General features: G+C 56.7%; 30 protein-coding genes. 15 read left to right on the top strand and 15 right to left on the bottom strand.

Annotation, left to right across the window (positions count from 1 at the left end; genetic code table 11):
* Positions 1-172 precede the first annotated feature (172 nt).
* The 3 genes from ACR0BT_RS11400 to ACR0BT_RS11390 are packed head-to-tail and all read left to right on the top strand — an operon-like array spanning position 173 to position 2,975.
* The gene (locus ACR0BT_RS11400) at positions 173-1,015 is read left to right on the top strand and encodes a DMT family transporter (protein WP_480763160.1); all 843 of its coding nucleotides are present in this window, start codon (positions 173-175) and stop codon (positions 1,013-1,015) included.
* Positions 1,016-1,053: 38 nt separating this feature from the next.
* On the top strand, positions 1,054-1,827 hold the full coding sequence (locus ACR0BT_RS11395; protein WP_170392407.1) for an alpha/beta fold hydrolase: 774 nt from the start codon (positions 1,054-1,056) through the stop codon (positions 1,825-1,827).
* The gene (locus ACR0BT_RS11390; protein WP_480763159.1) at positions 1,824-2,975 is read left to right on the top strand and encodes an alpha-D-ribose 1-methylphosphonate 5-triphosphate diphosphatase; all 1,152 of its coding nucleotides are present in this window, start codon (positions 1,824-1,826) and stop codon (positions 2,973-2,975) included. The genes ACR0BT_RS11395 and ACR0BT_RS11390 overlap by 4 nt, the downstream gene beginning before the upstream one ends.
* 61 nt (positions 2,976-3,036) lie before the next feature.
* Here ACR0BT_RS11390 and ACR0BT_RS11385 read toward each other — a convergent pair whose 3' ends face one another.
* The 4 genes from ACR0BT_RS11385 to ACR0BT_RS11370 all read right to left on the bottom strand — a co-directional run bounded on the left by ACR0BT_RS11385 (position 3,037) and on the right by ACR0BT_RS11370 (position 5,645).
* Positions 3,037-4,104, bottom strand: a complete 1,068-nt coding sequence (locus ACR0BT_RS11385; protein ID WP_480763158.1) for a 5-(carboxyamino)imidazole ribonucleotide synthase — start codon at positions 4,102-4,104, stop codon at positions 3,037-3,039.
* A 2-nt stretch (positions 4,105-4,106) separates the two neighbouring features.
* Positions 4,107-4,862, bottom strand: a complete 756-nt coding sequence (locus ACR0BT_RS11380; protein WP_170512502.1) for an NAD(P)-binding domain-containing protein — start codon at positions 4,860-4,862, stop codon at positions 4,107-4,109.
* Complete coding sequence (purE, locus tag ACR0BT_RS11375) at positions 4,859-5,344, bottom strand: 5-(carboxyamino)imidazole ribonucleotide mutase (protein ID WP_170512500.1); 486 nt, start codon at positions 5,342-5,344, stop codon at positions 4,859-4,861. The genes ACR0BT_RS11380 and purE overlap by 4 nt, the downstream gene beginning before the upstream one ends.
* A 76-nt stretch (positions 5,345-5,420) precedes the next feature.
* Positions 5,421-5,645, bottom strand: a complete 225-nt coding sequence (locus ACR0BT_RS11370) for a YdcH family protein (RefSeq protein ID WP_010441787.1) — start codon at positions 5,643-5,645, stop codon at positions 5,421-5,423.
* A 165-nt stretch (positions 5,646-5,810) separates the two neighbouring features.
* Here ACR0BT_RS11370 and ACR0BT_RS11365 point away from each other — a divergent pair, with 165 nt between their 5' ends.
* From ACR0BT_RS11365 to ACR0BT_RS11355, 3 genes are all read left to right on the top strand, one after another.
* On the top strand, positions 5,811-6,224 hold the full coding sequence (locus tag ACR0BT_RS11365) for an Hsp20 family protein (protein ID WP_010441788.1): 414 nt from the start codon (positions 5,811-5,813) through the stop codon (positions 6,222-6,224).
* A 5-nt stretch (positions 6,225-6,229) separates the two neighbouring features.
* The gene (locus tag ACR0BT_RS11360) at positions 6,230-6,454 is read left to right on the top strand and encodes a DUF1150 family protein (protein ID WP_170392397.1); all 225 of its coding nucleotides are present in this window, start codon (positions 6,230-6,232) and stop codon (positions 6,452-6,454) included.
* 83 nt (positions 6,455-6,537) lie between these two features.
* Complete coding sequence (locus tag ACR0BT_RS11355) at positions 6,538-7,416, top strand: PhzF family phenazine biosynthesis protein (protein WP_170512499.1); 879 nt, start codon at positions 6,538-6,540, stop codon at positions 7,414-7,416.
* 72 nt (positions 7,417-7,488) lie between these two features.
* Here ACR0BT_RS11355 and ACR0BT_RS11350 read toward each other — a convergent pair whose 3' ends face one another.
* The 4 genes from ACR0BT_RS11350 to trxB form a co-directional block, all read right to left on the bottom strand.
* Positions 7,489-9,207, bottom strand: a complete 1,719-nt coding sequence (locus tag ACR0BT_RS11350) for a bifunctional sulfate adenylyltransferase/adenylylsulfate kinase (RefSeq protein WP_480763157.1) — start codon at positions 9,205-9,207, stop codon at positions 7,489-7,491.
* A 200-nt stretch (positions 9,208-9,407) separates the two neighbouring features.
* A complete protein-coding gene (locus ACR0BT_RS11345; protein WP_480763156.1) occupies positions 9,408-11,063 on the bottom strand; it encodes an adenylate/guanylate cyclase domain-containing protein in 1,656 nt (551 codons plus the stop codon).
* A 102-nt stretch (positions 11,064-11,165) separates the two neighbouring features.
* Positions 11,166-11,624, bottom strand: coding sequence for an RES family NAD+ phosphorylase (locus ACR0BT_RS11340; RefSeq protein WP_480763155.1), 459 nt, complete (start codon positions 11,622-11,624; stop codon positions 11,166-11,168).
* Position 11,625: 1 nt separating this feature from the next.
* On the bottom strand, positions 11,626-12,567 hold the full coding sequence (gene trxB, locus ACR0BT_RS11335; RefSeq protein ID WP_480763154.1) for a thioredoxin-disulfide reductase: 942 nt from the start codon (positions 12,565-12,567) through the stop codon (positions 11,626-11,628).
* A gap of 227 nt (positions 12,568-12,794) precedes the next feature.
* On the opposite strand from trxB, the gene ACR0BT_RS11330 reads away from it, so the two are divergent.
* Complete coding sequence (locus tag ACR0BT_RS11330) at positions 12,795-13,295, top strand: Lrp/AsnC family transcriptional regulator (protein ID WP_170392385.1); 501 nt, start codon at positions 12,795-12,797, stop codon at positions 13,293-13,295.
* A gap of 118 nt (positions 13,296-13,413) precedes the next feature.
* Here ACR0BT_RS11330 and ACR0BT_RS11325 read toward each other — a convergent pair whose 3' ends face one another.
* The 4 genes from ACR0BT_RS11325 to lgt form a co-directional block, all read right to left on the bottom strand.
* Positions 13,414-14,196: a Hint domain-containing protein gene (locus tag ACR0BT_RS11325; protein ID WP_170392383.1), complete on the bottom strand. Its 783-nt coding sequence runs from the start codon at positions 14,194-14,196 to the stop codon at positions 13,414-13,416.
* Positions 14,197-14,919: 723 nt separating this feature from the next.
* Positions 14,920-15,678: a peptidoglycan editing factor PgeF gene (pgeF, locus tag ACR0BT_RS11320; RefSeq protein WP_170401812.1), complete on the bottom strand. Its 759-nt coding sequence runs from the start codon at positions 15,676-15,678 to the stop codon at positions 14,920-14,922.
* A complete protein-coding gene (locus tag ACR0BT_RS11315) occupies positions 15,675-16,742 on the bottom strand; it encodes a class I SAM-dependent methyltransferase (RefSeq protein WP_480763152.1) in 1,068 nt (355 codons plus the stop codon). Before ACR0BT_RS11315 ends, pgeF begins: the two co-directional genes overlap by 4 nt.
* On the bottom strand, positions 16,739-17,626 hold the full coding sequence (gene lgt, locus ACR0BT_RS11310) for a prolipoprotein diacylglyceryl transferase (RefSeq protein WP_480763151.1): 888 nt from the start codon (positions 17,624-17,626) through the stop codon (positions 16,739-16,741). Before lgt ends, ACR0BT_RS11315 begins: the two co-directional genes overlap by 4 nt.
* A gap of 97 nt (positions 17,627-17,723) precedes the next feature.
* Here lgt and ACR0BT_RS11305 point away from each other — a divergent pair, with 97 nt between their 5' ends.
* The 5 genes from ACR0BT_RS11305 to ACR0BT_RS11285 all read left to right on the top strand — a co-directional run bounded on the left by ACR0BT_RS11305 (position 17,724) and on the right by ACR0BT_RS11285 (position 20,917).
* Positions 17,724-17,972, top strand: coding sequence for an accessory factor UbiK family protein (locus ACR0BT_RS11305; RefSeq protein WP_170512483.1), 249 nt, complete (start codon positions 17,724-17,726; stop codon positions 17,970-17,972).
* A gap of 314 nt (positions 17,973-18,286) precedes the next feature.
* On the top strand, positions 18,287-18,787 hold the full coding sequence (locus tag ACR0BT_RS11300) for a type III secretion system chaperone family protein (protein WP_010441802.1): 501 nt from the start codon (positions 18,287-18,289) through the stop codon (positions 18,785-18,787).
* 33 nt (positions 18,788-18,820) lie between these two features.
* Complete coding sequence (proC, locus tag ACR0BT_RS11295; protein ID WP_480567334.1) at positions 18,821-19,636, top strand: pyrroline-5-carboxylate reductase; 816 nt, start codon at positions 18,821-18,823, stop codon at positions 19,634-19,636.
* Positions 19,629-19,967 carry a tRNA-binding protein gene (locus tag ACR0BT_RS11290; protein WP_480763150.1) on the top strand — a complete coding sequence of 113 codons (339 nt, stop codon included), beginning with the start codon at positions 19,629-19,631 and terminating at the stop codon, positions 19,965-19,967. Before proC ends, ACR0BT_RS11290 begins: the two co-directional genes overlap by 8 nt.
* Positions 19,967-20,917, top strand: coding sequence for a 2-hydroxyacid dehydrogenase (locus ACR0BT_RS11285; protein WP_480763149.1), 951 nt, complete (start codon positions 19,967-19,969; stop codon positions 20,915-20,917). Before ACR0BT_RS11290 ends, ACR0BT_RS11285 begins: the two co-directional genes overlap by 1 nt.
* Here the strand turns inward: ACR0BT_RS11285 and ACR0BT_RS11280 are convergent.
* Positions 20,914-21,492: a thymidine kinase gene (locus ACR0BT_RS11280; RefSeq protein ID WP_170625203.1), complete on the bottom strand. Its 579-nt coding sequence runs from the start codon at positions 21,490-21,492 to the stop codon at positions 20,914-20,916. The genes ACR0BT_RS11285 and ACR0BT_RS11280 overlap by 4 nt on opposite strands.
* Positions 21,493-21,847: 355 nt before the next feature.
* Between ACR0BT_RS11280 and ACR0BT_RS11275 the strand changes: the two genes are divergently transcribed.
* Entirely contained in the window at positions 21,848-22,309 is a 462-nt protein-coding gene (locus ACR0BT_RS11275; RefSeq protein ID WP_170392365.1) for a hypothetical protein, read from the top strand.
* Between the two features lie 121 nt (positions 22,310-22,430).
* On the opposite strand, the gene ACR0BT_RS11270 is transcribed toward ACR0BT_RS11275, so the two are convergent.
* Together ACR0BT_RS11270 and ACR0BT_RS11265 are read right to left on the bottom strand one after the other, a co-directional pair.
* Complete coding sequence (locus ACR0BT_RS11270) at positions 22,431-22,997, bottom strand: hypothetical protein (RefSeq protein ID WP_480562427.1); 567 nt, start codon at positions 22,995-22,997, stop codon at positions 22,431-22,433.
* A gap of 157 nt (positions 22,998-23,154) precedes the next feature.
* Positions 23,155-24,279, bottom strand: a complete 1,125-nt coding sequence (locus tag ACR0BT_RS11265) for a beta-ketoacyl-ACP synthase III (RefSeq protein ID WP_480763148.1) — start codon at positions 24,277-24,279, stop codon at positions 23,155-23,157.
* A gap of 154 nt (positions 24,280-24,433) precedes the next feature.
* On the opposite strand from ACR0BT_RS11265, the gene ACR0BT_RS11260 reads away from it, so the two are divergent.
* Positions 24,434-24,901: a MarR family winged helix-turn-helix transcriptional regulator gene (locus ACR0BT_RS11260; protein ID WP_170420601.1), complete on the top strand. Its 468-nt coding sequence runs from the start codon at positions 24,434-24,436 to the stop codon at positions 24,899-24,901.
* A complete protein-coding gene (locus ACR0BT_RS11255; RefSeq protein ID WP_170564087.1) occupies positions 24,898-25,935 on the top strand; it encodes an efflux RND transporter periplasmic adaptor subunit in 1,038 nt (345 codons plus the stop codon). Before ACR0BT_RS11260 ends, ACR0BT_RS11255 begins: the two co-directional genes overlap by 4 nt.
* Positions 25,936-25,937: the final 2 nt, after the last annotated feature.

Genomic DNA, 25,937 nt, shown 5'->3' with positions numbered 1-25,937 from the left:
CCTTAGTGCTTAATAGCGGGGTCGCCTTTGGGCGGCCCCGGTTTTGTTTGGAATGTCTGTTGTGCATTCGTATCATTGGCGCTGGTAGGCTCTGGTCCGAGGAGGGTCGGGATTGGCTCGGCAATCGGGAATGTGAGTGTGCAAATCCCTTTGAAACGGCTATGCGGTTGATATGCGACTGTTTCTTCTGACCGCTTTGACCATGTGCGCCTTCGCTGCGAATTCGATCCTGAACCGCCTTGCTATCGATAGCGGCGCAAGTGATCCGGCGGGATTTGCCATCATCCGGGTTTTGGCTGGTGCCTTGGTTTTAACGGTATTGGTGGCGCTTCGGGGCGGCTCGATCCCTGTTTTTAATCGTCGACGTGTTGTTGGGGCCGGGTCACTGTCGCTTTATATGATCGGGTTTTCAGTAGCGTATCTGACGCTTGATGCCGGGCTTGGTGCGCTGATCCTGTTCGGGGTTGTGCAAATTACCATGTTTGCGATTGGTGCAATGACCGGTTCTGCACCCACGTTGAGACAGATATTGGGTGCCGGTATTGCGCTTGGTGGACTGGCTTTTGTTCTTTGGCCTGCTGGGACGGTTCAGGTCGACCCGAAGGGGGCCGGCTTAATGACGGCTGCCGGGGTCGGGTGGGCCATATATTCCATCGCGGGCCGGTCCGAACCAGATGCATTGTCGGGAACTGCAGCAAATTTCATCATGGCGTTGCCCGTCACGGGACTTGCCCTGTTCCTGCTGGGAAGCAATTGGCAAATGTCTCCGCTTGGCTATGGGCTGGCTGCGCTTTCCGGAGGCGTCACGTCCGGTCTCGGCTATGCGCTATGGTACCGTGTCGTGCCACAGCTTTCACCGGCGGTGGCCGCGATCGTGCAACTCAGCGTTCCAGTTATCGCAATTGCTGCCGGGGTCATCCTGTTAGCCGAGATGGCAAGTCTAAGGCTTCTGCTCGGCGCCGGATTTGTACTCGGCGGCATCGCACTGGCGGTGTTGCGCCGGAACCGTGGCTAGGGGTTCCCTCGGCCTGGGTTAGGCCTTATCTGGCGTGTATGAAATTTCTTGCTGTTCTCCTCTTGTGCCTTATGCCTGCGGTGGCCAATGCGAAATGCGTGGTCCTTCTGCACGGCCTCGCGCGCACAGAGGCCTCGTTTACCGTCATGGAACAGCTTTTTCATGCGCATGGTTACACTGTGGTTCGTCCAGGTTACCCTTCGACAGACCTACCAATACCAGACCTCGCCAACCAGACTTTACCAGCTGCGTTCGCCGCCTGCGGGGAGGATACGGTTAACGTTGTAGCGCATTCGATGGGGGGCATTCTGCTGCGCTATTGGTTGCAGGACAACGACCCCGAGAATCTGGGACGCGTTGTCATGCTCGGACCTCCTAATCAGGGCAGCCAACTGGTGGATGAGCTTGGTGCTTGGGAGGTTTTCGGCTTTCTGAACGGCCCTGCCGGGCTGGCATTGGGAACCGGACCCGAGGGTATTCCACGCCGTCTGCCGCCTGTTGATTTTGATCTGGGGGTGATCGCAGGCGAGAACTCATTGAACCCATTGTTCTCGTCTCTGATCGATGGTCCAGATGACGGGAAGGTATCGATAGAGACCACAAAGGTTGAAGGTATGGCTGATCACATCGTCTTGCCGGTGACGCATACGTTCATGATGAACAACCCGCGGGTCATGGCGCAGACCCTGCATTTCATCGAATTCGGACAGTTCGATCCACAAATCACTTGGCTTGACGGGGTGATGGATATCATCGACCAGATCTGCCTTGGGGAAGATTGCTCGGAACCGGACTCGGAGCCCACTCAATGAACTCGTTGGAACTGACATTGACCGGCGCGAATGTTCTGTTGCCCGGCGAAGGGGTGTCGCGTGCTGAACTGACGATCGCCGAAGGTGCCGTTCAATCCGACAGGGCAGGGCGACAGATTGATCTGTCAGGATACCTCATCCTGCCTGGCATCATTGATTTGCATGGCGACGGTTTTGAACGTCACATTGCCCCCCGACGCGGTGCCATGAAGCAGATGGCAGAGGGCATTTTATCGGTTGAGGCGGAACTGGCCGCGAATGGAATAACCACAGCCGTTCTGGCGCAGTTCCACAGTTGGGAAGGCGGCGTGCGCGGGCCCGAGTTTGCTGGTCAGGTTTTTGACGCCATCGCTTCGGTTCGGGATGATGTTGTAACCCAACTGATCCCTCAACTGCGCTTCGAAACCCATATGCTTGACGACTATGACGGGCTGCCCGAACGTATTGCGGATTGGCAAGTGTCTTATGTGGTTCTGAACGATCATCTACCTCATGACCGGCTGGCTGAGGGGCGAAAACCACCCCGCTTGACAGGGCAGGCACTGAAGGCGGGACGGAATCCCGAAGTGCATTTTGAGATGCTGAAGGCAATGCACAACCGCAGCGCCGAGGTGCCAGCAGCACTGGACAGCCTTTGCACTGTCCTTGCGAACCGAGGAATTCGGCTCGGCAGCCATGATGATACAACGCCGCAGGATCGTGCTGAGTGGCGCGAGCGCGGGGTGATGATCTCGGAATTTCCGGAAACGCTGGAAGCCGCCGAATGTGCCCGGGCGGGCGGAGATCACATCATCCTCGGCTCACCCAATGTTGTGCGGGGCGGCTCACACAAGGGAAATGCCAGCGCGGTGGATCTGATCTCGATGGGTTTGTGTGATGCATTGGCATCGGATTACCACTACCCCAGCCCGCGCCGCGCTGCGCTGATGTTGGTAAAATCTGGCCTGCTGGATATTGCGGGCGCCTGGGCGCTTGTCTCGTCCGGTCCCGCGCGGGTTTTAGGCCTGAAGGATCGCGGAACGCTACAGCCCGAATATCGTGCTGATCTGGTGATACTCGATGCGACAACCCACAAAGTGGCTGCCACACTGTCAGGCGGGTGTGTCAGCTATATGTCCGGTAGTATCGCAACACGTTTCTTGAGCTGATCCCGGCTTCATCTGGCTAAAAATACCTCCGCCGGAGGCATCGCGCGTAAGCGCGATTACCTCATCGCGAAATCCGGTTGAAATGCCCCATCTTGCGGCTCGCCTTGACCTCGGCCTTGCCATAGAGATGCAGTGCTACGTCCCGTTCGCGTGAAAGCTCGGGTACGCGGTCCATGTCATGCCCGATCAAATTCTCCATCACGACGTCCGAGTGGCGCTGACCGTCGCCCAAAGGCCAACCGGCCACGGCGCGAATATGTTGTTCAAACTGATCCACGGCGCAGCCGTTCTGGGTCCAGTGACCCGAGTTATGAACGCGCGGCGCAATTTCATTCACGATCAATCCTTGTGGCGTCACAAACAATTCGACACCCATGACGCCGACATAATCCAGCGCGTTGAGAATGTTGGCGGCCAGCAATACCGCATCTGTCCGCTGCGCCGGAGACAGGCGTGCCGGTATTGTAGTCGTGTGCAATATGCCATCGCGATGGACATTCTCGCCCGGATCGAAACAGGCAACTTGCCCGTCCAGACCGCGTGCTGCGATGACCGAAACCTCGTGGCTGAAGTCCACAAACCCTTCCAGTATGGACGGCGCGCCCGCCATATCAGCCAGTGCCGCCCCGGCATCTTCGGGTGCGCGCAGCCGGGCCTGACCTTTGCCGTCATAGCCGAAGCGTCGGGTTTTCAGGATAGCGGGGGTGCCAATGTCATCAATTGCGGCGCGCAGGCTGTCCAAATCGGAGATGTCTGCAAAGGGCGCGGTTTGCAGGCCTAAGCCTTGTAGAAATGTCTTTTCGGTCAAGCGGTCCTGACTGACCCGCAACGCCTCTCGACCCGGGTGAATGGGGCGGTGTGCCTCAAGCAGATCCAGCGCCTGGGTGGGGATGTTTTCAAACTCGTAGGTGATCACGTCGACCGACTCAGCAAAGGCCTTCAATGCGTCGGCGTCATCATAGGCTGCGGTCGTGACCTGATTTGCAACTTGACCGGCCGGAGGATTTGCGCCCGGCTCGAATATGTGGGACTTGAACCCCAACCGTGCAGCCGCGATCGAGAGCATCCTGCCCAGTTGACCGCCCCCCAATATCCCGATTGTCGCACCGGGCGTAAGCATATCTGACATCGTCATGTCTCCAATCTCTTGCCAATGGCACTCAGTGCAGCACGCAAGGCATCATGCGCGCCCTCGGATTGCAAAATATCCGTCATCTGAAGGCTCAGTGTGCCCTCGGTCGCAAGCGCGTCACGCTCGGCTGCCAGTTGGCCCGCATGCTCTTTGTGCATTGATGTCAGAAACCCTGACACAAGCTGCGTGGTGTAGAATTCGGCCCGGTCTTTGTCACCGGTCTGATCAGCCAACCAGTCGGTGCCTGTTGCCATAAGGTCCAGGATACCTGGCACCATGGCGCAGATGGCAAAGTGGGCGTTCAACGCGGCCTCATTGGCAACTTTGACCACAGGATTTTCGGGCTCGAACAAATCTGCCAAGAGGCGATCTTTGCCGTAAGCGGCCAACGGGCAACCTCCTGTCTGAAGGAAACCCAGCGGAATCGTTTGCACTAAATCCGATGCCGGCGCGCACAGGCCGGATAGCTGCTCCTCAGAGACGGCGGCCATCACCGAAACAATCTTCTGATCTGCGTGAAAGCTTAGCGGGGCCAGAACGTCCTCGGCCACATGGGGGCGCAGGCAGAGAAACACGATCTCGGACGCATCAATCACGTCTTGCGGAGTGCCAACTCGGACCCCAAGCTCGGCCTGCAGAGCCGAGGAGACTTGGGCATTGCGCTCGGTGACGTAAAGATCATGACCTTTTGCAGCCATCAGCCGCGCGATTGGCGCAGCGATGTGGCCTGTGCCGATGAAACCGATACGGCTCATTGCTGAGGTTCTTCCGGGATCGAAGCAGAGAGGGCCTCGCGCCAGGCATCCAGCCGTTCCGCAAGCGCGGCATCCTGCAGCGCCAGAATGCCCGCGGCCATCAGGCCCGCATTGACCCCGCCGGCCGAACCGATAGCCATGGTCGCAACCGGAAAACCTTTGGGCATCTGCACAATGGAATAGAGCGAATCTACGCCCGACAACGCGCGGGTTTGCACCGGAACGCCAATCACGGGCACGCGTGTTTTCGACGCCATCATGCCGGGCAAATGCGCCGCGCCACCCGCGCCCGCGATAATGACCTGCAAGCCGCGCGACACGGCGGTTTTACCATAATCCCAGAGGCGATCCGGCGTGCGGTGGGCCGAGACGATCCGCGCCTCATAAGCGATGCCCAGCTCATCCAGAATATCGGCGGCCTCTTTCATCGTAGGCCAGTCCGACTGGCTGCCCATGATGATCCCTACTTTCACATCGCTCATCCGCTTACGCCCCTGCCATCGGAAAGAGCGCGCACTATAGCCAAATCCGCATATGTGGCAATGCGGTACGCGCGTCTCAGGCGATGATATCGGGGGTCAATCTGTCTTCGATCAGACGGATGATGTCTTTCAGGCGCAGTTTCTGCTTTTTTAGCCGCTTGATCGTCAATTGGTCCGAGGTCCCCTTGGCCTGCAAGGCCTCGATCGCTTCGTCCAAATCACGGTGCTGGCGTCGAAAGACCTCTAATTCCACCCGTAGGACTTCATCGGTTTTCATCGAAAGATCGGTGGGTGCGTTCATGGACGACTCAGTGTTTCAAGTGGTGCTTCTAACACAAGATAGTGTGTCAGGGTTTATCCGGCCAGACCTTGTGGACATCCCTGTATCTTCCCATATTCTATATCACGCGGTTGCCGACATCGGGACCGCAGAATACGTCGCTTTGACAATGAAGGACGAAAATACGTGTCGAAACTTACCTTAGGCTCATACCCGCATCTTTTGGGGTTCGAGCAGTTGGAACGCCTTCTGGAACGGTCTGCAAAGGCCGGAAATGAAGGATACCCGCCCTATAATATCGAGCAGACCTCGGATTTTTCCTATCGCATCACCTTGGCGGTGGCCGGTTTCGCGGAAGAGGACCTGTCGATTACAATCGAGGATCGCCAGTTGGTGATCCGGGGCCGTCAGCGCGACGACAGCGAGGGGCGCATATTCCTGCACCGTGGCATCGCGGCGCGTCAATTCCAGCGCATGTTTGTGCTGGCTGACGGGGTCGAGGTGGGCGAGGCGATCATGGAAAACGGTCTGCTGCATGTGGACCTGACCCGCGCCGTGCCTGAAACCGTGGTTCAGACAATCAACATCAAGAAGGGGTAAGAGCAATGAATACACCGATTGAGATCAACGCCGAAGGCAATCGGATTGTCTATGTAAAGGCCGTTGATGTGGCCGACCTGCCGCAAGATCTGCGCGAGCAGGCAGGCGATCTGGATCAGCTGTATGCTGTCCACGATTCCGATGGGCAGCAACTGGCATTGGTGGCCGATCGCAAGCTGGCCTTTGTACTGGCACGCGAACATGACCTGTCCCCGGTGGCCGTACACTAGGCCACCAAACATTCCGCCGAATTGACGTGACATTTTCTGCCTAAGCGGTGATCGTGCCGCTGATTGAAACGCAGGAGTGCGCGATGAGCTGGTATGATTTCGATTGGGTGGATGCGTTCAGCGATCAGGCCTTTGGTGGCAACGGCTGCGCAGTTGTGCATGAGGGTGCAGGGCTGTCGGACGCGGTTTGCATGGCATATGTGCGCGAGACTTCTCTGGTTGAATGCACTTTTACCGGGCCATCCGATATCGCTGATATCCGGGTCCGGTACTTCCTGGCCAGCCGGGAAATCCCATTTGCCGGGCACCCGACCATAGCAACCGTTGCAGCGATGCGATCACGGGGGTTGTTTCAGGGTGATGCTCTGACGCTTGAGACCGGAGCAGGGATTGTATCGATCAAACTGAATGGTGATGACATCGAAATGACGCAGGTCGCCCCGCAATTCGGCGATCATGTGCCCGCAGATCTGGTTGCCGCCGCCATCAGCCTGCCGGAAGAGGTGGTAATTTCTCCACCGCAGTTCGTTTCAACCGGTCTGCCCTTTTGCATTACGGTCCTGCGCGATCACGAGGCGCTGCGCGCTGCCAAGCTGGATGTTGCTTTGCTCAGTCATATTACCGAAAAGGCCGGTTTCTCGGGGTCGGACATGGCTGAACCGTTTCTTGTAACACTGAAAGGCGCAACGACTACGGGCGACACATTCTCGCGCCTGATGATGGCGCCCCCCAGCCCGCCCGAGGACCCGTTCACCGGATCGGCCACCGGTGCGATGGCGGCCTATCTCTGGAAACACGGACTGATGGACAAAGAGACATTCATCGCCGAACAGGGCCATGACATGGGCCGCCCCGGTCAGGCGACCGTGACACGCGTTGGACCTTCGGATGCGATGACGGGGATCAAAGTTGCCGGGCGCGGCCATGTCCTGATGCGCGGGCAGGTGAATTTGCCCGACTGAACCAGACCCGCACCTGCGAAAAAGGCCCTCAGAAATCTGAGGGCCTTTGATGTATTTTTTCGTCTTAAGTGATCAGGATGCTGCAATCAGCCCCATGCTTTCCAGCTTAAGCAGAACCTGATGTGCGCAGTTGTCAACCTCGACATTCTCGGTCTCGACGCGCAGCTCTGGGTCTTCAGGGGCGTCGTAAGGGTCGGAAATCCCCGTGAACTCTTTGATCTTGCCCTCACGTGCCAGTTTGTACAGACCCTTGCGGTCTCGGCGCTCGCATTCTTCAATGCTGGTCGCGACATGCACCTCGCAAAATGCACCGAATTGTTCGATCTCTTCACGCACAGCACGACGGGTAGTTGCGTAAGGCGCGATAGGAGCACAGATGGCAATACCGCCGTTCTTGGTTATCTCAGACGCGACATAACCGATGCGGCGGATGTTCAGATCGCGATGTTCCTTCGAAAAGCCCAGTTCCGAAGACAGGTTCTTACGCACGATATCCCCGTCCAGCAGGGTAACCGGACGATCCCCGGTCTCCATCAGCTTGACCATCAAGGCGTTGGCAATGGTGGATTTGCCCGAGCCTGAAAAACCGGTGAAAAACACGGTGAATCCCTGTTGCGAGCGCGGCGGGAAGCGGTTGCGCAGTTCCTGAACAACTTCGGGGAACGAAAACCATTCCGGAATCTCCAGCCCTTCGCGCAGACGGCGGCGCAGTTCAGTGCCCGAGATGTTGAGGATCGTGACGTTGTCCTTGTCCAGAATCTCGTCATTCGGCTCGTATTGCGCGCGTTCCTGCACATAGACCATATGTTTGAAATCGACCATCTCGACGCCGATCTCGTCCTGATATTTTCGGAACAAGTCTTGCGCATCATAGGGGCCGTAGAAATCCTCACCGGCAGAGTTTTTGCCCGGACCTGCGTGGTCACGACCGACGATGAAATGGGTGCAGCCGTGGTTTGCGCGGATCAACCCGTGCCAGACTGCCTCGCGCGGGCCAGCCATGCGCATCGCAAGGTTCAGCAGCGACATCGACGTAGTCGAGGCCGGATATTTATCCAACACGGCTTCGTAGCAACGCACGCGGGTGAAATGATCCACATCGCCCGGTTTGGTCATGCCAACCACGGGATGGATCAGCAAGTTGGCCTGTGCTTCTTTTGCGGCACGGAAGGTCAATTCCTGATGCGCACGGTGCAAAGGGTTACGGGTCTGGAACGCAACGATCCGGCGCCAGCCCACTTTGCGGAAATAGGCGCGCAGCTCGTTCGGCGTGTCGCGGCGGGCTTTGAAATCGTAATGCACGGGCTGCTGGATGCCAGTGACCGGGCCGCCCAGATAAACTTTGCCCGCTACATTGTGCAGGTAATTCACAGCCGGGTGCGCATCATCATCAGCGCCAAAGACCTTTTCCGCCTCACGCGTCTTGTCTGGTGTCCAGCGGTCGGTCACGGTCATGGTGCCGAGGATCACGCCTTCCTGATCGCGCAGGGCAATGTCCTGGCCCAGCTCGATCGATGCGGCAAAATCTTCGTCAACATCCAGGGTGATCGGCATTGGCCACAGCGTCCCGTCGGCGAGGCGCATGTTTTCGACCACGTTGTCATAGTCCGCTTCGCTCAGGAAACCCTTGAGCGGATTGAACCCGCCGTTCATAAGCAGTTCCAGATCGCAAATCTGCCGGGGCTTAAGATCCCAGCTGGTCAGATCAGCGGCTTCTATCTTCAATTTCTGTGCAGACTCGTAGGAAACATACAGTTCAGAGATAGGGGCCAGATTGCTTAACATCGTCATCGGAAAACTCTTATCGCAGTTCTGTTGGCATTTGTTTCAAGGGTGTTTGCAGGGCATGTGCCTCGGCCTGAGGGTGAAGTCCATAGACTTGCAAAAACTAAGGATGAAATGCGTGGTTTTTTCTCGAAATGGAACGGTTTTCTGTTTTTTGTTTCATGTTATTGAAAAAATCCCGCCGCTCAGGCTCATTAGGCGCATTCTCAGGCAATCTGTTCCAGCGGTGAGGTTTGCGACTCAAGGTCGGCTGCGTGCCTGACGGGCAGGGCAGGGACGGGTTCAGAGACACCGCGCAGGCTGAATTCCCGCAGATCGCGGGGATCACATTGTAACCCAGCCGCGTCCAAAACCTTGTCCGATACAAGGAGCTCAACCCCCAGTGCTTTGGTTTCAGCCTCCAAACGGCTGGCAACATTTACAGCGTCTCCGATGATCGTGCGTGGCGCGTGTTTAGCCGCTCCGATTTCGCCCAGCACAAGATCACCAAGATGTAGACCCATACCAATGCGCACAGGTTGGCTGCCTTCTGCTTGGAGCTGCTGGTTGAAACGCTCCAATGCGTGTCCGATCCCAGCCGCCGCCCTCAGACCGGCACTTGCCGAACTTGCGGCGTTGGCTGTTTCGAACATCGCCAGCAACCCATCGCCCATGTATTTGTCGACAACCCCGCCTTGTGCCGTGATTGCTGGGACAATTGCGTCAAAGAAACGATTCAACAGAAACACGATATCATACGGCAATTGCCCCGTTGTGCGGGCGGTGAACCCGCGCATGTCCAGAAACAGAACCGCCAATTGCCGTTCTTGCCCTTGGCTCGCATGCGCACGATCACGCGCGCCGTCGGGGCGGAAAACACGAAACACCGTGAGCGGATCGGACGGCCGCATCTGGCAGGCCAGGCGGGTTCCTTCTGGCGCGCTGATCGCTTTCAGACTGCGGGCTTCAACTTCGGTAGGCGGGTGCAACTGATCGGCACCATCTTCAACCACTACGCGACAGGTCGTGCAGCGCCCCTTGCCACCACACAGCGCGGTATGTGGGATGCCATTTGCGCGTGACATCTCCAAAAGGGTCATGCCTTTCTCCGACACAACTTCTGGACCGTTGACATAGCGCACCCGCACCGAATGCCGCCGCCGCCAAAGCTTGCGCCCGAGATAGATCAAGCCTGTTAGTGCAAGCGCGGCCCAGAATACCCACTGCGTATAGTCTGTGACGGAAAACAAGGACCGAAACTCTTCTTGCGAAGGCCAGTTATAGTATTCGATATACTGTTCTCGCAGATCGGGGTCGGCAAAATCGGCCCAGATTCGCCGCCCCTCGGTCAGAAGGCCTGCGAAGGCGAAGCCCGGTACAAAGACGGCGAGACCGATCAGATATGGAACCATCGCACGCCACCATGTGGTCAACCGTAACCACATGTGTAGCCCGATACATCCGTGGATCCACACCAGCAGAAGCAATAGGCTTTGAAACCAGATCGCGGTGCTGGGCCACATCAGAATGATGATGTAACCCATTTCATCATTCACCCCGAAAATCTCATGCGCGTATCGGGTCTGAACCAGATGTGAGATAAGCTGCAGCGGGATCAACAGTCCAAGAATAACCTGAAGCGCGACGCTGAAAGGCATTCTGAGCGTGCGGCGCTGCGCGAGTGAGACAAGCGCCAGTCCCATATGCATCAGCAATGCGCCATATATCACGACGCTGCCGATCTCATTACGGCTGACAGCTTTACGTCCGCCCTGCATCCCGTGCAGCAAATCAGTGTGAAACAGACCAAGGCCGATATTGATGAAATGAAAGAACGCAAAGACAAACAGCACGAGGCCGCTTGCGATTCTGAGCCGGCTCATCCATCCGCCGCGCCAAAGAACGTTTTCCAAAAGCTCACCTGTTCTTCGCGTTACTGCGGTTGATCCTGATACGGTGCCGGGTGCCGGTCAAGATAGGCGCGGTCACCTTTCGGGGAACCAGTCGCAGGGGGCGCCTGCGGTTTGTATTATCTGGTGTTCTGCGTTGAACAATACCAGATGGCTCAGTTCAGGGCGCGAGCGCGAACTATATAGCAGCCCATCCGCGCCGTATGTGCGGGCCTTGTCCGAAAATTGCCATGTTGGAGAGAGTATGCCGGTTGCCCGCATGTCTTGCCAGACGATCGAGGCAGAAGGTTGCCCTCGCAAATCCAATACTTGCGCCTTGGATATCTTCAAGCGATGGATCGTCCGTGGAGGGTCGCACTGCGAGACATAGCGCCGAATGGCGATCCCGGCCCCTTCAGCGCTAAGCGACGCATAAAGCGCGAATTGGCCAGAATGATGAAACCGTCCTTCGGGGGCACGGGCCGATGAGAGCGGGTCACCCGATTGGGTGCGGAACAGAATTCTCCAGACGAGGCCGGAGAAATCTGTGATCATCTTAGTCGTTCTCCGCCAAGAATCGTTCTGCATCCAGCGCGGCCATGCAGCCCATACCGGCGCTTGTCACAGCCTGACGGTATACGTGGTCGGTCAGGTCTCCGGCAGCGAAAACTCCCGGAACCGAAGTTTGCGTCGTGCCCGGCTTGGTCACGACGTAGCCACCCATGTGGGTTTCCAGCGTATCTTTGACCAGCTCATTTGCCGGGGCGTGGCCGATAGCGACAAATACGCCTTTGCACGGAATCTCCGTGATTTCGCCGGTCTTTACATTCTTGACCTTGACGCCTTCCACACCCAGTGGGGCATCGGTTCCGATCACCTCATCCAGTTCGTGAAACCAAAGCGGCTCGATCTTTTCGTTCTTGAACAGCCGATCCTGAAGGATCTTTTCAGCTCGCAACTCATCGCGGCGGTGGATCAGAGTGACTTTGCTTGCGAAGTTGGTCAGGAACAGCGCTTCTTCGACGGCAGTATTTCCGCCGCCGATCACAACGATTTCCTGACCGCGATAGAAGAAGCCGTCACAGGTGGCACAGGCTGACACGCCAAACCCTTTGAATTTCTCTTCCGAGGGAATGCCTAACCACTTGGCTCGTGCGCCCGTTGCCAGAATCACCGCGTCGGCGGTGTAGACGGTGCCACTGTCGCCTTTGGCTGTGAAGGGACGCTGGCTTAGATCGAGATCGCTGATGATATCGCCGATCACTTCGCATCCCATTGCCTTGGCGTGATCCTGCATCCGAACCATCAGGTCTGGCCCCTGAACCTCGGTGTCACCCGGCCAGTTTTCCACCTCGGTTGTGGTGGTCAGTTGTCCACCGGGTTCGATACCCTGCAACAGGATCGGTTCCAACATGGCCCGGCTTGCATAAACGCCCGCGGTGTATCCTGCAGGTCCCGACCCGATGATCAGAACCTTGGTGTGTCGTGTTTCGGCCATGGTATCCTCACTCAAACTGCCTCGGCGGACGTGTTGTCCGGTGCGGATCGATATAGCGACCGCAGGGCAGGGCTTAAAGCCCCTTCATATTGCAGGTCCGTGATGTGCCTAATGATTGGCTTTGCGGCCAATTATGTATCTGAAATAACGAAAATTGCGTGGCTGTGAAATATTATTGCGCCTCCCGGGGCTGCTGATATAACAACTGAAAAACTCAGGAGCATTCGATGGTCACGACCCGGTTGGATGAAATCGACCGCAAAATTCTTGCGGAACTGCAGGCCGATGGCCGTATGACCAATGTTGAGCTTGCCAAGCGCGTAGGAATATCCGCTCCTCCTTGCCTGCGACGGGTGCGGACGCTGGAAGATTCGGGGTACATTCGCGGCTATCATGCCGAGGTGAACGCCCGCGAGCTTGGGTTCGAAGTGCAGGTCTTTGCCATGGTCGGACTTGAAAGTCAGGCTGAATCCGAACTCAGCGCCTTTGAAGACCGTTGTCGGGAATGGCCATTGGTTCGCGAATGCCACATGCTGAATGGCGAGGTTGATTTCATCCTGAAATGCGTCGCACCGGATCTCAGCAGTTTTCAGCAATTTCTGACAGGCGAGTTGCTGACCACGCCAAACGTGGCCAGCGTCAAGACTTCGCTTGTTATCCGAGGCGCAAAAGACGAGCCAGGCGTACCATTTGACGTACTGGAAGACCGGATGAACCGGACGGCCTGAACCTACCTCTTGTTTGATCCACAGGACAGGGTGGCAGCATCGCTGCCAGTGCAAGGGTTAAAACCCAACTCAGTAAAATCTGCATAATGCCCCACGCTTGCAGTAATAGTTAACCAGTTCACGCTGTCATAGCGTCAATTTCACCATCTCCGGCTCTTGGCAAGAGCAACGGCCCAAAATCATTCAACGATTCGATATGTGAGAATAGATTCAAATAGATCGAACGCAAAGAGTGACTGATCATTCGGACTGCGTTGATGCCCGGATGATAGGTCTCGAATTGCAGGCCATCGACCCGAATCACGGAATGCCGGGCGACACAGATATGAAACAGCTCGACCGGAGTCGGTGGCAGCGTTTCAATGATACCCATTCCATCCTGAAACTCACTGACGGGTGTCAGCATGGGCTGCCCGCCGTTCAAATGACGCATGTGCGTAGGCGTACCCAGCAGACGTGCGGCGGGGCCCGTGATGACGCCCGACATCGGTTTTTGCATCCCGAACGTGTCGGCCATGATCCGTGTCAGCGGCCGGGTTCGCCCGCGCGTATCCTCGCGTCCGGGAATCAGTGTGACAGACCCTTTCCAAAGTACGGTTTCCGATGATCCGTCTTGAGTGAGGACATCATCACCCGGCAGCAGATCTTCGATCGCCATCTGGCCCTGTGGCGTCTCGACCAACGATCCGCGTGTGAACGCACAAAATGCATCTTCAAACATCGGTAAAGCTGGCGCGATATGGCGTGTCTGTGAAATATCCCCGTTTTTCAGCAGACTGCACACTTCATAGCGTCGAAGCTGTGCTTTTTGCTTTGTCGCGGGACGAGGCGCATCGCGCAATAGCGCTGACGTTTCGACCGCGTTTCTGGCAGCGCGGGCCAGAGAATTTGGAATAGTCATGGTATTCCGTCCCCTCTAAATTCCGTCCGACGGCTTGAACCCCCGTGCAATATCGCCGGACGACCTTGTTCTTTGTCTGTAATCAGATGGGTAAACACAGGCCGGTCGCCGCGAATGCACAGCGCCGCATCAGAAAACACCAGTGTTTTGGTCAAGTTCTTGACCCCCCAGACAAACTCGTAAACCGCAGGCTGCAATTGCCTGCACACACACGCTCCGAACCCTGGTCGCAGTCCTGATTGCGACCCCACACACCGAACCGGAGCTTCATCCGGTATGCGTTTGCCCTCTGAGACCGGCAGCTGGTCTCTTGGGGTTGCTGTGTCAGCGTCGCGCCGCCAGACGGCGTGCAACTCTGACTGAGTGACTTGAAACCCGCTTCCAGGGCATTTCTGGTTCTTGATCCCTGACAGCCGCAAAAACGGCGCTGAGAAAGCGTGATTTCGATTTCATATCCATTGTCCTGCTTCGATAGGGCGGTCGCCCTGTTCCCGTTTATGAAGCCAATGTGACGCTGATTTGCGGCGCCTATAAGGCTGATCCGGGTTGAATTGAGGACAAATTGAAGGTTTCAGGTACCTCTTAGTTGCTTCCGCCCATGCCATGACGAACCCACTTGGGGTAACCGTCTGTGCATTGGCGAAAATTTGAGACGATTCTGACTCTGATAAACACAAGAAATGTGGCAGAAACTGGGCAAAGCCGCCTTAATATGGGCCAGATTTACAACCTGATAGCGGAAATCAATCTGCCGTAGTCGGCCTCGTTGGCATGGGTCGATCGCCGGTAGGAATAAAACCTGTCGGGGTCGGAATAAGTGCAGTGACGGACCCACTCGGCCTGGCCGATACCAGCTTCGCGCAGACGATGCAGGCCAAAGGCGGGCAGGTCGAAATGCATCCGGTCACCTTTGCCATTTGCAAAAAAACGCGCGTTCTCTGGCGTGTCAGCAAGGAAGTCGTCCAGAAACTCTGAGCCGACCTCGTAAGCGCGTTGTGAAATCGTGGGGCCGATTACGGCAACTGTGTTATCCCGGTTGGCTCCCAGCGCTTCCATCGCGTCCAGTGTTGATTCCAGCACACCATCCAACGCGCCGCGCCAACCGGCATGTGCGGCCCCGATCACATTTGCGTCAGGGTCCGCGAACAGCACTGGCTGACAATCAGCGGTTAAGATTGTAAGCGCCAAACCCGGCGTTGATGTGACAACCGCGTCAGCTTTGGGTTTGTCACCCGTCATCGGCCCATCGACTGCAATCACGGTCGGCGAATGCACTTGATGCACACCGATCATCGCCTCAGGTGCCACTTCCATCGCGTCGGCGACGCGCCGACGGTTCAAAGCTACGGCCTCAGTCAAATCTGTCGACCCGGTTCCGCAGTTGAGTCCTTCGAAGATACCAGAAGATGCGCCACCGCGGCGGCTGAAGAACCCGTGTCGTACGGGGGACAGCATGTCTGAGGTAATGATTTCCAGTGTCATGGTTCCAGTCCCGGTGGCGGCGTGGCGTTTGGCGGATAAAGGCCCAGTACTTTGAACAGGTTTCCCATTTCGTCGGGGTGCGTCAACCGTCGATGTGCAGAGACCAGCGCCTCAAGCTGTGACCCGCTGAGAGGGGCGGCAAGCGATTGCGCGCGCGCGGTGATCCCGAGCCGCTCAAGAAACACACCCTGCGGGGTCAGTTTTGTATAAGCGCAGCCCGAAGTATGAGACGCCTTCGCCAAGACCTCAAAGTCGACATGTGTGGTCAGATCCGCCTGACCGGGCTGATCCAGGGGATCGACACGTTCATGCGCTTGCAACGCCTGCAATGTGTCGCCAAGCGAGCGCCAGTCACCATAATCGATGATCAGCGCGGCTCCGCCGTTACGAGCGATCTGCCCGGCAACAGAGTACATAATGGAACTGGCAGCAGCGCACAGTTCTACCAGATCTCCGTCCTGCGTATCCTCGACACGTCCGCTGAGCGCAGCTTGTGCAGATTGCGCACCAAGACCGAACGCAAGCGATGCACCATTTTTGCCAACTAACCTCTCGCGCCAACCTTCGCCTTCGCGCAGGAACTGGCGGATGGGCAGGGCATCAAAGAACTCGTTTGCCACCAGAAACAGAGGAAGATCTTCAAAATCAGAAATTGCCTCGATCCACTGAGGTTCATACCCTTGCAGTGCCTTGGCTTGTACGTCGCGCAAAACAGGTGAAGCTTCGAGCAACGCGATCTCGGCCGCTTTGTGAAAGCCAGGCACACTCTGAGTGGCGCGCAGGATGTCAGCCATCAGGGTGCCACGACCAGGGCCAAGCTCGGCCAGAACAAACTTTTCGGGTTTGCCTTGTACCAGCCAGCATTGCGCCAGACACAGTCCTATTAGCTCTCCGAACATCTGACTGATTTCAGGCGCTGTAATGAAATCGCCCTGAGCGCCCAGCGGATCGCGGGTTGTGTAGTATCCATGTTCCGGATGCATCAGACACTCGGTCATGTAGTCAGCGATGGTCATAGGGCCATCATTCTGGATGCGCAGGAGCAGACGATCCTTCAGGTTCATGATCTGCGTTGTGCCCGAATTGCGAACCAAAGGCCAAGTGCAATCATTGGTAGCGACAAGACTTGCCCCATCGTCAATCCATATCCGCCAACATGCCACGCCAGCCCTAGCGGATTCCCGGGCGATACAAATAGCGCATCGGGTTGACGGAAGAATTCGACAAAAAACCGCGATGCGCCGTAGCCAGCCAGAAATACGCCCATAACCAGACCTGGTTTTTGAAACGCGCCGCGCCGGTAGGCCAGCCATATCAGAATCGCCCCGAGGATCAGACCCTCAAGTGCTGCCTCATACAGTTGCGAAGGGTGGCGGGCGCACATCCCCGCAACAACGCCGGGGCAATCCTGGGCCGCAGTTCCGGGAAAGATCACCGCCCATGGCAATTCACTGGGTCGACCCCAAAGCTCGGCATTAGTGAAATTCGCCAATCGTCCCAGCAACAACCCGGGCGGCACTGTGTAGGCAACCAGATCACCCAGCGAAAGAATCGGTGTAGCGTGGCGCCTGCCGAACAGATACGTGGCGATCACCACGCCCAACAGGCCGCCATGGAAGGCCATGCCACCCTGCCAAACCATCAGAATTTCCAGTGGATACGCAAAATAATATGCGGGTTGATAGAAAAGGACGAACCCCAATCGACCACCAAGAATTACACCCAGTATGATCCAGGTGACCAAATCCTCAAGCCGATCGGGTTGCATCGGTGGTGTGTCATCAGCCCAAAGCACAGGCCGCCTAAGCGCCATCAGCGCCATGCGCCAAGCAATCAGGATGCCGACGATATAGGCCAGCGCATACCACCTGAGCGCAAACTCCATCCCGAACAGAGAGATCGAGAAAATTTCGGGTGACAGATCGGGGAAATTCAAAACAGCCTGCATGTGCGTCTCATTGCCCGGGGTTTGCGTGGCAAGTCAACCTTGAGCCCGGGCCAATCTTTACCCATATAGAGAGCAATCGCGAAATCGGAGAAAGCCCATGCAAACCCGTAACAAGATTCTGGACGATATGTCTCAACTGATGACCAATGCCATGGGTGTGGCGCAGGGGGCACGAGAAGAGGCCGAAAATGCGATGAAATCAATGATGGATCGCTGGCTGGCCGACCGGGATTTCGTAACCCGTGAAGAATTTGATGCTGTGCGTGCCATGGCGCAGAAAGCGCGCGAAGAGAACGGTGCACTTGAACAGCGAATTGCCGCGCTCGAGGCGAAGCTGGACAAGTAACGTCCGCAGGAATTTAAGATTTTGGGTAAAAGCATCCGCCGCGCAATCCGAACTTGGATTGTGCGGTGTTGTGCATTTTGCCGCTCTGCAGAAATTTATCAAGACAAAGCTGCATCCAACGCCAATATTTTGATCGGCGTTGCCAACTGTCCACAACTTATTGCTGTTATCCCCAATAAATAGGGTTGCCAGAGCAGTGCTCACATCGCACCATATTTAGTACAGGCAGACTGGGGAAGCCCGGCTTGTAGAGCAGGCAACTAGCGCTGGGGCGCTGCCAGCCCCAAAATGCTAGAGATTAGTGAGGTGGCATTATGGCCCTTTCCGAGCAGTATCTCGAAGAAGACCTTCATCCGATCGACATTGTTGAACATCTTGCAGAACATCACGACTGGGATTTTGACCGGATCGGGGATGATCAGATTGCGATGGCCGTCGAAGGACAGTGGCGCACATATTCGATAACTTTGGCCTGGTCGAATTACGATGAAACGCTCCGCATGGTGTGTTCCTTTGAGATGGAGCCTCCGGCCGAGCGCGAAACCGAGCTTTATGAGCTGCTGAACAAGATGAATGATCAGTGTTGGGCCGGGGCGTTTACCTACTGGGCCAATCAGAAATTGATGGTCTATCGCTATGGCTTGGTGCTGGCCGGTGGTCAGACGGCCAGCCCGGAACAGATCGATACCATGATCACCGCAGCGGTACTGAGCGCTGAGCGCTACTACCCCGCGATCCAACTGGTGACCTGGGGCAACCGAGACCCCGAAGAGGCGATGCAAGTCGCCATTGCAGAGGCCTACGGCCGCGCGTAAAGCTTTGCCCCGAACCATAGGGGAGGGGCAATCATGGATATCTCGCGAGTTGCGGAACAGGGGCTTGTGCTTCTGGGATGCGGCAAGATGGGCTCGGCGATGCTTGCAGGCTGGTTGGAACATGGCCTTCCTGCCGCATCGGTCTGGGTGATCGATCCATTTCCCTCGGATTGGCTGAAGGCGCAGGGCGTCAACATCAACACTCCTCTCCCCGAGGCACCCGCAGTTGTACTCGTAGCGGTCAAACCACAGATGATGGGCGAAGCCCTGCCAGCCATTCAAGCGCTGGGCGATGGTGACAGTCTTTTCATATCGGTCGCGGCAGGTACCTCACTGGCCACCTTCGAAAACGTCCTCGGCGCGAACACACCGATCATCCGTGCGATGCCAAATACGCCTGCGGCGGTTCGGCAGGGGATCACGGCGCTGATTGGGAATGCCAACACCTCGGACGCGGATATCCTACTGGCTGAAGACCTGCTTTCGGCCATTGGTGAGACGGTTCGATTGGATGATGAGACGCAGATGGATGCCGTCACCGGGGTCAGCGGTTCGGGCCCGGCCTATGTATTCCACCTGATCGAAACACTGGCGCAAGCTGGCGAAGCGCATGGTCTGCCACCTGAACTGGCGATGAAGTTGGCCAAATCAACCGTCGCCGGGGCAGGGGCGTTGGCGATGGCCGCTGACGAACACCCCTCGCAATTGCGAGTTAACGTCACGTCTCCCAACGGCACCACTCAGGCCGCACTGGAGGTGTTGATGCATGAAGAAGAGGGTTTCCCAGACCTGCTACATCGTGCCGTCAAAGCTGCAACCGACCGATCCAAGGAGCTGTCTCGTGAGTGAGATTTCATTCGACGAATTTCTCAAAGTCGACATTCGTGTAGGTGAGGTGATACGCGCCGAGCCGTACCCGGAGGCCCGCAAGCCCGCGATCAAGCTGTGGGTCGATTTTGGCGGTGAGATCGGTAAGCGCAAAACTTCAGCCCAGATCACCGCGCACTACGATCCGGCGACGCTGGTGGGCAAGCAGGTGATGGCCGTGGTCAACTTTCCCCCGCGCCAAATCGGTAAATTCATGTCCGAGGTTTTGGTGTTGGGTCTTCCCGACGAAAACGGTGAGATCGTGTTGATAGGCCCCGATGGCGCTGTGCCCATCGGTGGAAGGATGCATTGATGAAACTGCTGATTGCCCGACCGATGACTTCGGCTGTCCAAGCGCGCGCCCGTGCCGAATTCGATGTGGAAATCCGCAGTGAAACCACGCCTCTGGCGCATGAAGAAATGTTGCGGGCGCTGACTGAATTTGACGTCGTGGTCCCGACGTTGGGCGATCAGTTCGTGGCAGAGATCTTTGCTCAGGTGCCAGAGCCTCGCTGTAAACTGCTGGCAAATTTCGGCGTTGGTTACAATCATATCGACGTGGACGCCGCACATGCTGCCGGAGTCGCGGTTACCAACACGCCGGGTGCCGTCACCGATGCCACCGCCGATATTGCCATGACACTTTTGCTCACGACGGCCCGCCGTTCAGGTGAGGGGGAAAGGTTGGTCAGGTCAGGCCAGTGGCAGGGGTGGCATCCCACACAGATGCTGGGCCAACATGTGACCAGCAAAAAGGTGGGCATCATCGGAATGGGCCGCATAGGTCAGGCCATTGCCCGGAGGTGTCATTTCGGATTCGACATGACCGTTGCCTATCAATCACGCAGTCCAAAACAGCTGGACTTCCAAGCAGAGTACCTCCCTGAACTCAATGCATTGGCTGCGGCAGTGGATTTTCTTGTCATAGCCGTCCCCGGAGGAGCTGAAACACGACACTTGGTCAACGCGCAGATTTTGGCCTCGATGAAGCCCTCGGGCATTGTGATAAACATTGCGCGCGGTGAAGTTGTGGATGAAGCCGCCTTAATCCAAGCGCTTCATGCGGGTCAGATTGCTGGCGCTGGGCTGGATGTCTACGAGTTCGAGCCCAAGGTGCCGCAGGCCTTGTGTGACATGGAAAATGTGACTCTGCTGCCCCACCTCGGCACCGCGACCGAAGAGGTACGCACCGATATGGGTCACATGGCGTTGGACAATGTCGCGGCGTTCGTGGCCGGGCGAACGTTACCCAACCCGGTTTAGGAACCCACCGCCTCGCGCCAGTGTTTGCGGCAGAGCGAGACATAAGTCTCGTTCCCGCCAATCTGGACCTGCGCCCCTTCGGTGATGGTGTTTCCGTTTTCATCCTGACGAATCACCATCGTCGCCTTGCGCCCGCATTCGCAGATGGTGCGTACTTCGCGCATCTCATCGGCCAGAGCCAACAATGCTGCCGACCCGGGGAATAGTTTACCCTGAAAATCCACCCGCAACCCGTAGGTCAACACTGGGACCTTCAGATCATCTACGGCGCGCGCAAGTTGCCAGACCTGCTCTTCCGAAAGAAACTGGGCTTCATCAATGAATACGCAGGCGATGCCCCCTTGCGTAAGGCGGTTTTCGATCATGGCAAACACATTGTCGTCGGGACGAAACCTGTCCGCTCGTTCCGAGATTCCGATTCTTGATGCGATCCGCCCCTCACCGGCGCGTCCGTCAATGGCGGCTGTCATCAGGTAGGTATCCATGCCGCGTTCGCGATAGTTATGCGAGGCCTGTAGCAACACGGTCGATTTGCCCGCGTTCATAGTCGAATAGTTGAAATAGAGCTTTGCCATGCCGTGGGTCTAATTCGCATGTGCTGCCTGGGCAAGACGTCTCATGGGGGTAAATCGACGCCACCATCGCTACAGCTGAGGTTGAGCAAATGCTCTTGGGGATGGATTACCTCGCCTTCGCGACAGCGGCGTCGTCGGCCTACAAGTGGCCTATACAATGCAAGGCTAAAATCCTGCCCCGCATACACTCTTTACCGGCTCGAACGGCCGCCACTCACTCACAAAATCCCTGCATATCTGAGGGATAGTCAATTATTGCCATTTCAATTATGAATCGAATATGGGAAATTTCCCTACCCTTTCCCCCAGCATGGACAGGCAGAGGGGGCAGGGCGCAGGTAACAAGGGTAGCAAAATGGCAGATATCGGGGCCTATCTGAAAAAGCATACCGAAGCATTGGTTAAGGATGTCGGAATCGAAGCAGCGTGCGAGATCACCGGGAAATCCAAAGCCACGCTTGGCAGGTACTATTCAGACAACGCAGAACATTCTGACCGGTTCATGCCGGTGGATGCTGTTGCCCGGTTGGAAAACGCGGCTGCCTATCCGCACGTGACTGCGGCATTGGCGGATTTGAAGAATATCACGCTTTCTTACGATGGACGAAACTCGGACAGCCCACGTACGGGCGGGGTAAATTCCGATGTCATTGCGCTGAGCCAGCGGTTTGCCATGCTGATGACGGAATATCAGTCGGCGATAGAAGATGGCATCATCACGGTGAACGAGGCGAAGCGACTGTTGAAAGAAACCAGTATGCTGCAGCAGGTGCTGATTGAGATGAAGCTGCATCTGGAAGAGGAAAGCGTTAGCTGAATGTCCCGCACAGGGCAAATGGGAGAGCGCTATCTCGGTAAGTCGTCCCCATTCGTGACCAATAATGGGACCTGAGCCACTCGCGAGGCACAGATCCTTTCATTTCTGTCTTGGTTTCGGGCTACTTTTTACCCTTTCCCCCGCCTTTTCCGGGCTTGTCACCCCCGTGGTGACCACCTTTGCCACCGCCTTTACCGGGTTTGTCACCTCCGCCGTGGCCACCTTTGCCTCCACCGTCGCCTGGACTGTTTCCGCCATCACCCGGATCACTACTGCCGCCAGAGTTTCCTCCGCTGTTGCCTGGGCTACCTCCACTGTTGTCCGAACTTCCGCTTCCGTTTGCGTCACCCGAGTTGGAGGATGGATCGCTGCTGCGATCTTCCCCGGCATTCGTGTTAGAGATCGATGCTGTGGGCAGATCGCTCAATAGCTGGGTCAGCCCGGGACATTGCGCCGAAGTGTTCTGCAGAATCGAAGCAAAATCAGATCGTGTTTGCAGATGTGATACAAATCCTCGCGTTACCTGCGAACAGCCGCAGAGCGTGTCAAAATCGCCTTCATTGGCGGCAACACGCGCGGTGTTGACTGTACAGGTTTGCGGTTCTGCGATTGCCGCGCCGGTCGCCATGACCCCAATGAAAGGTGCAGCAACCAGCGCGGCCAGTCCAAAGCGAATATTATTTCCCATAACAGCGGGCTCCCATAACTACATCACTCGGATGCACAGGGCATCCGGGTTTCGATGTGTCGGTCAGAGATGAAGGAGCGGTTGAGCCCGTCTGAATAATTCTTGAGAAAGCGGTTTGGTCTTGCAGCGATTCCAGCAGCGCAGTTAAGGCGCGCGCTTATTGATGCCGTTTGACGATCACAGAGCCTACCGAATACCCGGCCCCAAACGAGCAAATCAGGCCCACATCGCCCGCATCCAGATCATCGGAATGCTTTGAGAAGGCGATAATCGACCCGGCGGATGAGGTATTGGCGTAGTCTTGCAGAATGTTGGGTTGCTCACCCAGTTCAGGCTCGCGCCCTAGAACCTTCTTGCCGATGAAGTCGTTCATCGTCTTGTTGGCCTGATGCAGCCAGAGGCGTTTTAGATCATCACTACTGATGCCTTCTGCCTCCATGTGGTCGCTGATATGTTTGCTGACCATGGGCAGGACCTCTTTGAACACCTTGCGACCATTCTGCATGAACTGCATGTCGCGGCGATCTACCAGACCATCGGGGCGTGAACGGCGGAGGAAGCCGTTATTGTTGCGGATATTGTTTGAAAACGCAGTTGCACACCGGGTCGAGACAATCTCGAAATGTGGGCCTCGGGCGTCTTCGATCCGCTCGATCAGAGTAGCGGTCGCGACATCGCCAAATATGAAATGGCAATCCCGGTCGCGCCACTCGAGATGACCCGAGCAGATCTCGGGGTTGACAACCAGCGCCACCCGGACCGAGCCCGAGCGTACCATATCCGCCGCCGCCTGAATGCCGAATGTGGCCGAGGAACAGGCCACGTTCATGTCAAACCCGAATCCGCTGATCCCCAATGCCTGCTGAATCTCGATGGCAATTGCAGGATAGGCACGTTCATGGTTCGAAGCGGCGCAGATCACCAAATCGACATCCTCGGCGCTGCGCCCCGCTTGTGCTAGCGCCTTAAGGCACGCATCCACCGCCATCTCGGTCATGATCCCAGGCTCGTCGTCGCTACGCTGGCGCAGCGCGGGATGCATGATCTCGGGGTTCAAAACACCGGTCTTGTCCATCACATACCGGTTTTCGATCCCTGATGCCTTCAGGATGAACTCTTCCGAGGAATGCTGCATCGGTTCCATGTCGCCCGCGGCAATCGCATCCGCGTTTTCGACGTTCATCCGGTCGGCATAGGCATTGAACGCTTCCACCAGTTCGGCGTTGGTTATGATGTTTTCTGGTGTATAGACACCGGTCCCGGTGATGGCAGGAGTGTACATGGCTGGCCCTGAGTTCATGATCTGCACAAAATGCAGTCCCTATTCGTATTGATCAAGATGTGTTGACCCAAGGGAATGCATCGCCCCTCGCTTCATAACTTGAATAGTTCAAAATTCGAAGTATATTTCGCCGCGACTCGCACGGAAAAGAATCATGTCAGACGATATCAGCATGCGGTTAGGACGCCTCAGCCCTGAGATTCAGGCGATGATGGGGGTCTACGCGCTTTATTGGAAACTGGAAGAGAGCTTTGACAGCATCGAAACAGACCTGAGCCATCAGGAATGCCACATGCTAATCAAGCTCGATGTGCCCAAACGTATGGGAGTGCTGGCCGCAGATATGTTGACAGTGCCGTCAACGATTACGGCGACCGCCGATGCACTTGAACTGGCGGGGCACCTGACCCGACAGCGTGATCCCGAAGACCGTCGCGCCTGGCTTTTGGTGCTGACCGAACAGGGCGAAGAGGCCCGCAATATGCTGGTGGCCGTGGCGGGTGAGCTTTTCCACAGCGCATCGGGTCTGAACACCGAAGAAACCGCCGAGTTCGCACGGCTGGCTCACAAAATCCGTGACAACATTCTGAAAACCGGAATTCCCGAGGGATTGACGAAATGAAACTCCTGACCTCTGTTTGCCTCGCACTGTCCTTGTTGACTGCGCCTGCCATGGCGCAAGAGCCTGCCAAGCCTGTGAAACTGATGCAGGTAAGCGAAACCTCTCCCGGCTTTTCGCGCCAATTCTTTGGTCGGATCGCCGCTCGTCAGACAGTTGATCTGGCGTTTCAGGTCGCAGGGCAGATCGTTGAGATGCCTGTGACCGAAGGCTTTGTAATCCCAAAGGGTGAGTTGATTGCCCGCCTCGATCAGGAACCGTTCGAACTGCAGCGCGACCGGACGCGCTTGCAAAAAGATCAGGCGGATCGAACACTCGCCCGCCTGTCGCGTCTGCGTGGAACCGCAGCCAGCCAGGTTGCCGTCGATGATGCCGAAACAGCTGCGCAACTGGCTGCGATTGCGGTTCGAGATGCAGAATATGAGTTGGAACATGCGACGCTGACCGCTCCGTTCGACGCGCTGGTTTCAAGCCGTGCAGTTGAGGCGTTTACAACTGTTTCTGCGGGTACTCCGATCGTGCGGATTCACGATATGTCTGAACTGCGTATTGAGGTGGATGTGCCCGAAATCCTATTTCAGCGGTCCGGACAGCAGGACGACATCACGATTACTGCCAAGTTCCCTGTCAGCGACGAGATCTTTCCGCTGGAAATAAGGGAATTCGATGCTGAATCCTCAAGCGTGGGCCAGACCTTTCGCATCCAGTTCGGTTTGACACCGCCCGAGGGATTGCAGATTCTTCCCGGTTCCTCCGTGACCGTCACGGTGCAGGTGCAGGATGAACGCACCGGTATCATCATCCCGCCAACGGCTGTAGTTGCTGATGCCAGCGGCGCGCTGGGCGTTCTGGTCTTCTCGCCGGCTGGCGCCGACGAAGGCACCGTCCGCCGGGTTCCCGTGACTGTTGAACCTACGCAGAGCGGCGATGTCCGCGTACTCACCGGCTTGACGGATGGAGACGAAATCGTCGTTGCCGGTGGGGGTGCATTGTCCGATGGTCAAACTGTCCGCCGCTTTGTCGGCTTCTCGAACTGAGG

This window comes from Ruegeria sp. CJ6 (assembly GCF_056536665.1).
The sequence above is the reverse complement of the archived record's forward strand: the minus strand, read 5'-3'. Positions and strand labels throughout refer to the sequence as shown.

Bases quoted from the DNA above. Each gene is read 5' to 3' on its own strand.
- ACR0BT_RS11400 (WP_480763160.1), top strand. From the start codon at position 173: ATGCGACTGTTTCTTCTGACCGCTTTGACCATGTGCGCCTTCGCTGCG.
- ACR0BT_RS11340 (WP_480763155.1), bottom strand. From the start codon at position 11,624: ATGATCACAGATTTCTCCGGCCTCGTCTGGAGAATTCTGTTCCGCACC.
- ACR0BT_RS11260 (WP_170420601.1), top strand. From the start codon at position 24,434: ATGTCAGACGATATCAGCATGCGGTTAGGACGCCTCAGCCCTGAGATT.
- ACR0BT_RS11270 (WP_480562427.1), bottom strand. From the start codon at position 22,997: ATGGGAAATAATATTCGCTTTGGACTGGCCGCGCTGGTTGCTGCACCT.
- ACR0BT_RS11315 (WP_480763152.1), bottom strand. From the start codon at position 16,742: ATGAACCTGAAGGATCGTCTGCTCCTGCGCATCCAGAATGATGGCCCT.
- ACR0BT_RS11265 (WP_480763148.1), bottom strand. From the start codon at position 24,279: ATGTACACTCCTGCCATCACCGGGACCGGTGTCTATACACCAGAAAAC.
- ACR0BT_RS11305 (WP_170512483.1), top strand. From the start codon at position 17,724: ATGCAAACCCGTAACAAGATTCTGGACGATATGTCTCAACTGATGACC.
- ACR0BT_RS11330 (WP_170392385.1), top strand. From the start codon at position 12,795: ATGGTCACGACCCGGTTGGATGAAATCGACCGCAAAATTCTTGCGGAA.
- purE (WP_170512500.1), bottom strand. From the start codon at position 5,344: ATGAGCGATGTGAAAGTAGGGATCATCATGGGCAGCCAGTCGGACTGG.
- lgt (WP_480763151.1), bottom strand. From the start codon at position 17,626: ATGCAGGCTGTTTTGAATTTCCCCGATCTGTCACCCGAAATTTTCTCG.
- ACR0BT_RS11280 (WP_170625203.1), bottom strand. From the start codon at position 21,492: ATGGCAAAGCTCTATTTCAACTATTCGACTATGAACGCGGGCAAATCG.
- ACR0BT_RS11345 (WP_480763156.1), bottom strand. From the start codon at position 11,063: ATGAGCCGGCTCAGAATCGCAAGCGGCCTCGTGCTGTTTGTCTTTGCG.
- ACR0BT_RS11255 (WP_170564087.1), top strand. From the start codon at position 24,898: ATGAAACTCCTGACCTCTGTTTGCCTCGCACTGTCCTTGTTGACTGCG.
- ACR0BT_RS11300 (WP_010441802.1), top strand. From the start codon at position 18,287: ATGGCCCTTTCCGAGCAGTATCTCGAAGAAGACCTTCATCCGATCGAC.
- ACR0BT_RS11390 (WP_480763159.1), top strand. From the start codon at position 1,824: ATGAACTCGTTGGAACTGACATTGACCGGCGCGAATGTTCTGTTGCCC.
- ACR0BT_RS11275 (WP_170392365.1), top strand. From the start codon at position 21,848: ATGGCAGATATCGGGGCCTATCTGAAAAAGCATACCGAAGCATTGGTT.
- ACR0BT_RS11355 (WP_170512499.1), top strand. From the start codon at position 6,538: ATGAGCTGGTATGATTTCGATTGGGTGGATGCGTTCAGCGATCAGGCC.
- proC (WP_480567334.1), top strand. From the start codon at position 18,821: ATGGATATCTCGCGAGTTGCGGAACAGGGGCTTGTGCTTCTGGGATGC.
- ACR0BT_RS11360 (WP_170392397.1), top strand. From the start codon at position 6,230: ATGAATACACCGATTGAGATCAACGCCGAAGGCAATCGGATTGTCTAT.
- trxB (WP_480763154.1), bottom strand. From the start codon at position 12,567: ATGGCCGAAACACGACACACCAAGGTTCTGATCATCGGGTCGGGACCT.
- ACR0BT_RS11325 (WP_170392383.1), bottom strand. From the start codon at position 14,196: ATGACTATTCCAAATTCTCTGGCCCGCGCTGCCAGAAACGCGGTCGAA.
- ACR0BT_RS11380 (WP_170512502.1), bottom strand. From the start codon at position 4,862: ATGAGCCGTATCGGTTTCATCGGCACAGGCCACATCGCTGCGCCAATC.
- ACR0BT_RS11285 (WP_480763149.1), top strand. From the start codon at position 19,967: ATGAAACTGCTGATTGCCCGACCGATGACTTCGGCTGTCCAAGCGCGC.
- ACR0BT_RS11385 (WP_480763158.1), bottom strand. From the start codon at position 4,104: ATGTCAGATATGCTTACGCCCGGTGCGACAATCGGGATATTGGGGGGC.
- ACR0BT_RS11350 (WP_480763157.1), bottom strand. From the start codon at position 9,207: ATGACGATGTTAAGCAATCTGGCCCCTATCTCTGAACTGTATGTTTCC.
- pgeF (WP_170401812.1), bottom strand. From the start codon at position 15,678: ATGACACTGGAAATCATTACCTCAGACATGCTGTCCCCCGTACGACAC.
- ACR0BT_RS11370 (WP_010441787.1), bottom strand. From the start codon at position 5,645: ATGAACGCACCCACCGATCTTTCGATGAAAACCGATGAAGTCCTACGG.
- ACR0BT_RS11395 (WP_170392407.1), top strand. From the start codon at position 1,054: ATGAAATTTCTTGCTGTTCTCCTCTTGTGCCTTATGCCTGCGGTGGCC.